The sequence below is a fragment of the Lysobacter sp. DMC97 genome (assembly GCF_056313745.1).
This window is the reverse complement of sequence record NZ_JBQUZR010000011.1, coordinates 1-6,513: the sequence shown is the minus strand read 5'-3', so window position 1 is coordinate 6,513 and position 6,513 is coordinate 1. Positions and strand designations below refer to the sequence as shown.

Sequence of the window (6,513 nt, the reverse complement as noted above, 5' to 3'; positions counted from 1 at the left end):
GCCGGAACTGGTCCGAACCCGATACCATCACCACAGGACTCACCGCCTGAGTGGCTACAAAATCCGTACGCAGGTCAAGGGCAAGAACGCTTTGTGACAGTCCCAGCCGATGCTAAAGGCGTCGCTCCAGATGAAGGGGTTGATGAGATTCGTGCCGTGCTCGATCGTTTCCCCGTTCCTGCGTATGTACTTGCACGACTGCTCCTCGAGTATTCGGTAGACTTGCCTACTGCTAGCACGGAGGTCGCGTGAGCAGAACACGCCATATCCTCAGCCTATCGGGCGGTAAGGACAGCGCTGCCTTGGCGCTGTACATGCGTGATCGTGTTCCAGATATGGAATACATCTTCAACGATACCGGCAAGGAACTCCCGGAGACTTACGAGTACTTGGACCGAATCGGAGACTATTTAGGGCGACCGGTTGTTCGCTTGAACGCAGACAAGGGATTCGATCATTGGTACCAAATGTACGGTGGCATGATCCCATCCAATCATCGCCGCTGGTGCACCAAGATGCTGAAACTCAAGCCGTTCGAAGCCTATGTTGGCAGCGAACCGGTGTTGAACTACGTAGGAATTCGTGCTGACGAATCCCGTCAAGGCTATATCAGCACGAAGCCGAACATCACGTCCGTATATCCTTTCATCGAGGATGGACTGGTATACGCGGATATCGTGCGCATTCTCCATCAGTCCGGCGTCGGCATGCCTCCGTACACGCGCTGGGGGCGCACTCGATCCGGCTGCTTTTTTTGCTTCTACCAACAGAAGATCGAGTGGGTCAGGCTGCTTGAGACTTATCCCGATCTCTACGAGGAAGCTGAAAGATATGAGATTGAATATGCGCCAACGGGCAACCTGTTCACGTGGTCCAATGGCGAGCGACTGCAGGATCTCAAGAAGCCGGAGCGGATCGCGGAAATCAAGCAGGACGCTATGATGCGTTCCGTCCGCCAGAGATCGAAGGACAACTTGCCATTGGTCGAAGTGTTCAGGGGCGAGCAGGAGCCGGAGCTGGACGAGTCCGGCTGCGTTGTATGCTCGATCTAGGGATGGGATTCGTAACGTACTGACTCGGATGCCGAAAAGGGGGCGCTTTGTCATTCAAATTTGCTGCGCGAGCGCTGCTGGAGCTCGGCAAAGAGTTGATCAGCTCGGACGAGGTTGCCTTGTACGAGCTGATCAAAAACGCCGTCGATGCGAAGTCACCCTCGATTGAAATTGATCTCAATGTCGTCCTGGCATACCACCACCTGACTGCGGCTTTTGACGATCTGGAGGAAGGATCGAACAAGCAGGAGATCATCGCGCGGTTGCGAGCAAGGATCGATCCGAATGCATCCAGTTCGCAGTCCGAAGGGTTTTTCCAACTGCTTGAGGAAGCCCCACCAAGCAAGAAAGGTTTTCGTGATGCGCTGTTAGAGGCTTACGAGCAGTACAACTGGATAGAGATCGCCGACGAAGGTCACGGCATGTCGTTCAAGGAATTGAACGATGTGTTCTTGACGGTTGGAACCCGGTCGCGCCGGGCGTCAAACATCGCTGGCGGTGAATTCCTAGGCGACAAGGGGGTCGGTCGGCTTTCCACCATGCGTCTGGGGGACCGGCTACTCGTCACCACGACCCGTGCCGGGGACGACTATTTCAACGAGCTCAGTATTGACTGGAGCAAGTTCTCCCATGACTCGAAGCTCGAAGTCTCGGAGATAGAGATTGCCCCGAACCGTGGGCGCAAGAAGAGCAATTCGAAGATCCAGGGAACGACTATCCGAATCAGTCATCTAGTTGGCGATTGGACGATGGATAGATTCGTGGAGATGCTGTCCGGAAAGATAGCCCGCATGGTTGACCCTTTCGAGAAGGGCAAGGGAAATCGCCTCATCACTCCCCGCTACAACGGCAAACACCTCCTCATCCCTTCTATTCCAGAGAAGCTGCTGCAGGCCGCGCACGCCACTTGCAAAGCAAGGTTGGAATTTAACAGCAAAGGAGAGCCCATTCTCAGCGGGATGATGCACTATCGACTCAGGTCGGCGAACAGGCCAATTCACCAGCAGGGCGCGGAGCTTCTGTCGATCACCCAACGGGTATTCAACAGGCGCGGCAAGAGGGGGCATGCAGCGACCGTCGCCGCACCATTGAGGCTACGTGCGCTGCAGGAACTCGGCCCATTCGACGTGGAGATCTACTGGTATAACAGGCTGGTGGTAGAAGCAGTCGAAGGATTGACGCAAAAACGCACAGAGACACGCGAAGAGATAGGGAAGTGGTCCGGCGGGCCGATGCTTTTCCGCCGCGGATTCCGAATTCTTCCCTACGGCGAGCCTGGAGACGACTGGCTGGAGCTCGACAAGAATGCTTTCGGTGAGTCCGGCTTCAAACTGAACCGGCAACAGGTTATCGGACGAGTACGCGTTACCGCAAGCCATGCCGCATTGAGCGAGCAGACGAACAGAGAGGGTCTAGTGCAGTCGGACGCTCGCGACGCTCTTCGGATCATCCTGATGTCGATGCTGCACCGAGAGTTCCGTGGGCTTATCAACGATGCAGACGAAGCGCACCAGTTCAAGGTGCAAAAGGACAAACTTGCCGCATTAGACGTGGACGGTACAACGCGTTCAATTGCGCAAGCTTTCAAGGGGCTCGAAAAGGCAGGAGGCAAAGAGGTCATGCCTCACGTGCAGCGTCTGCGCTCACTGGTTGATCGCCTCGAATCTTCTTGCCAAACGGTAATCGAAGCCGCGGCTGCCGACGACAAGAAAGCGAAGAGCGACCGTGAGAAGTTCGTCCAGTTGGCGGGGATTGGGCTGATGACAGAGTTCATTTTTCACGAACTCGATCGTGTCGTACAACACACGATTACTCTGCTAAGAGACAAGAAGAGTCGCCAGAACGTGAACCTTGAGGCTCTTGAGGAGCAGCTAATCACCCTGCAGAAACGCGTTTCCGCATTCGATGAGTTCACGGGAGAGCGGAGGCAAACAAAGAGTACCTTCGATATCAGGGAAGTAGTGGAACTGGTTATTGAAAATCATTCCAGCCAGTTCTCAAGGCATGGGATCACGGTGCACTTTTATGGCCCACGGCCTCTGAAGGTGCGTGCAGTAAAGGGAATGGTGGTGCAGATATTGGAAAATCTGGTATCTAACTCCGTGTACTGGCTTAAAACGCAGGCACGGATCCAGGCAAAGTTTTCGCCAAAACTGGAGATCTCGCTGGACGCTGAATTGAAGACGCTGGCTGTGGCCGACAATGGCCCCGGCGTCGCGCCCAGTCGTCGGGAGGTCATATTTCAGCCTTTCATATCATCGAAGCCGCTCGGCCAGGGTCGAGGCTTGGGCCTTTATATCTCGCGAGACCTTGCGCAATATCATGGGTGGAATTTGGAATTGGATATGGAGCCTGCGCCGGACAGACAAGGAAGATTGAACAAGTTCGTACTGGAGATGGTTGATCCCAATGAGTGACGCCCTTTTCTCGCGTGTGTTAATGGTCTATCACGGCTAGAGGTTTGTTGGACAATAACGCGACGGCGATGTGTAAAGGCTGATTCAATTATTTTCCTCGGTTTCACATTGAAGTGTGGGGGCACTAGATGGAAGAGAAACGTATTTTGGATGCAATCAAGGCGAGTGGTGTGACGCGCATAGCCTTCGTTGATGACGTCTTCGACGCTCCTGAGATTCCCGAAGTGGACTGGGGTGAGTTACTGCAATTTTTGAATGCGGAAAACGCAGCAGAGGTCCGTACGGCAGCCGGTATAGATGCAAAGGACTGGCAGGCAGCGATCAACGGGCTACAAGATTCCGAGTCCGAACCGGTAAGTGATCTGATTCAAAAGCTTTATACAGCCTATGTGCGCGACTTTGACGTCAAGCTTGATCCGCTCGGACGCTTCGCAGAAATCAAGGGCGCTAACTTGCAGTACGTACGGCCATTATTGGCCTTGGTTCGCAAGGCTAGCCCCGAAGTAAGTATCCAGACCTACGGCTCACAAATGGATGTAGACGATGGGCAAGATGGTCCGCATGTGGTTTTTGTGGATCTCTTCCTAGATCCCAATGTGAGTCCGGATACCGCGTCGGATACATCGCAAGCCCAGCGTGCTGCAGAGGAGTCGCTCAAGCGCATCGAGCCGCTACTCAAACTATCACCCTCAGTCATTCTTATGTCTTCCCACCATGACGCTCCCCAAAGCCGAAGCTACCGTCAGAGCATGGAGGAGAAGAGTCGCGTATTCGCCAGCCGTTTTGGCTTCGTGAACAAGAAGCTTGTCACTGAAGATACGGCTACTGGCATGGTGTCAGTAGACCCAAAAGTAAGCGATGTGCTTCTAGACCTTTTTCAGACTTACAAGTTTGGGCGTGGCCTACACGAGACTTTGGGCGCTTGGGTCAAGGCAGCAAACGAAGCTGTACACGCTCTAAAGGTGGAAATTGATGACCTGGAGTTGGCCGACCTAGCTTACTTGGTGCGATTCCGTCTTGCCGAAGAAGGTCAGAGTTTGCCTGACTACCTCGAATGGCTGCTAGGCGAGTGCCTGCTTGACCAGGTTGGACGCAAACTAGATGAGGTGCTGCCAAGTACACATATCGACAAGGAGGCGAAGATCATCGACGGGGCATTCGATGGTCCTACGCGTAAGGTTGCCGACCTGTATCACAGGGTTCGCATTGAAAACAAGCGCACTCGACCACGCGAGCATTTTCGGCTGGGGGACTTGTACCTGCGCACACCTGAGAAGGGTGCGCAGCACCTGGTTGCTATCATGAATCCAGACTGTGATCTGGTGAAGCGCCCAGATGAGGACAAGCCGGCCGCATATACGATACTAACTCTGCAGGGCAAGCTGGAGAATTTCACAGCACCAAATACTTCAGTAGGCGACTTCATTGTCATTGATGATCGGCCCCATAACATCAAATGGGACTTCCGCAAGGTAGAGACACTTCCCTTTGACGGAGTGATGGCGAAGCCGGGTCAATCTGATGCTGAGTTCAACTATCTCGGGGCGTTGCGGCCAATGTATGCCCAGGAGATTCAGACCAGACTACTGAGCCAGTTGAGGCGTGTGGGCGTGCCCGTGCCACCCGTGTTGGCTTTTGCGAGTTCCATCACGCTGCATTATGCAGCCAAGGGAGGTCGGCTTCAGGACATCAGGTTCGAAGACATTGATGTTCCGTGCTATTTCGTTCCCGCACGTCAATCCAGTCAAGAAGGCATGCTGGTGTTTCGGCGCGAGTTCGTACGGAGGTTAATCGAGGCGCTCAGAGGCATTGAGCAAGGCAAGCTGAGTGACGCAGCTGCTGAGCATCTGAGAAATCTCCTAAGCGAAAGCGGACTTACCAAACTACGGAAGCTGACGGCTGATGGAATTGAGCTGGAAAAAGACATTGGCCATGGACTATTGCTAACTAAGAAAAAGGCAAAGATGGGTGACAAAAGCACATATTGGGGATGCCTAGTGGTTGGTATGAAGTCGGAGCTTTCTCTTAGTGCAGCGCCGCCGGAAGAAGCAATTGTCGCCTCGGGAGACCCAGCGGAAGATCCGATTTCGAAGCTGCCCAGCATCAGCTAGGGAAAGTGAAATTTCTTAATTCAGCTGATAGACAATGTGTAATGGAATTTCTCATGTCGCTCCCTACACAATCTTGTGCATACGGCTTGATTCGTCCTGTACCAGCTGGTTCTGCTGCTGAGCGAGTGCCTGTGCCTGCTGCTGCGCCAGATCATCCACTTTCTGTAGCGAATGCTCGATGGGTCGCTCAACCGCCTGCGCCACATCCGTGATCGACCGACGTGTGGCAGGATCGGAAGGATCCTGCCCCTGCACGACGAACAATAAGGTTCCTCCTGCGACCTGCGTGCCGTCCTGTTGACGCTTGCCGGTCTGGTTGATCGCGACATGATCGGCCGAGGTGATGTCGGCGGCCTTGGCATCGTGGAAGGCGCTCATGGTCAGACGTTCGCTGGTTCCGTCGAATGTACGACCGCGCTCCGCGTCGATGCTCGTGACGCCACGCTCCAACTGCTTGTAGAGGCGGTGATCGGGGTGGTCAGGGTCTCGAGGGTCAGGGAAACGCGGTGTCGCCGGCAGCGTCGATGCAACTGAAATCTTCTCGGCTTGTGGGCCAGTGGATCGCTTCAGATCACTCTCCTCCTGCGGTGCATCGTCGCGGCCGTTCGCCGCTGCCATGCGCGGAGCCGCAGGCAAGCCATGAGTCGCTCCTTCCTGCGTCAGCCTTTGTCGGTTGGCTTCGCGCTGCGCCTGTTCGCGCGTCTCGCGGGCCTGCTCCGATGGCCGCTCAATCGCGTGCGGTGCCGTGGCCATGTTCGCTCGGGCTCGCTCGATGTCCGCAGGCGTGGTCTCGGCGGCGATTACATAGGTCTTGCCGTCCGAGTCCAGCCGCAGGCTGGCAATCGTGCTGTCGAGGTGACCTGCGTACGGATTTTGTAGCCACTCAGGCGGTGAGTCCTGTGGTGATGGTATCGGGTTCGGACCAGTTCCGGC

The 6,513-nt window shown here is 54.9% G+C and carries 4 protein-coding genes; 3 read left to right on the top strand and 1 reads right to left on the bottom strand.

Features of this window, described 5'->3' with window-relative positions; all coding sequences use genetic code 11:
* Positions 1-248 precede the first annotated feature (248 nt).
* The 3 genes from ACT53Q_RS19055 to ACT53Q_RS19045 all read left to right on the top strand — a co-directional run bounded on the left by ACT53Q_RS19055 (position 249) and on the right by ACT53Q_RS19045 (position 5,580).
* Positions 249-1,052: a phosphoadenosine phosphosulfate reductase family protein gene (locus ACT53Q_RS19055; protein WP_476188247.1), complete on the top strand. Its 804-nt coding sequence runs from the start codon at positions 249-251 to the stop codon at positions 1,050-1,052.
* 119 nt (positions 1,053-1,171) lie between these two features.
* Entirely contained in the window at positions 1,172-3,469 is a 2,298-nt protein-coding gene (locus ACT53Q_RS19050) for a sensor histidine kinase (protein ID WP_476188246.1), read from the top strand.
* Between the two features lie 128 nt (positions 3,470-3,597).
* Positions 3,598-5,580, top strand: a complete 1,983-nt coding sequence (locus ACT53Q_RS19045) for a hypothetical protein (protein ID WP_476188245.1) — start codon at positions 3,598-3,600, stop codon at positions 5,578-5,580.
* A gap of 63 nt (positions 5,581-5,643) precedes the next feature.
* Here ACT53Q_RS19045 and ACT53Q_RS19040 read toward each other — a convergent pair.
* Positions 5,644-6,513, bottom strand: an 870-nt coding sequence (locus tag ACT53Q_RS19040; protein ID WP_476188244.1) for an XVIPCD domain-containing protein, incomplete at its 5' end; no start/stop codon positions are given.

Excerpts from the sequence above, each read along its gene's own strand:
- ACT53Q_RS19045 (WP_476188245.1), top strand. The coding sequence starts at position 3,598 with ATGGAAGAGAAACGTATTTTGGATGCAATCAAGGCGAGTGGTGTGACG.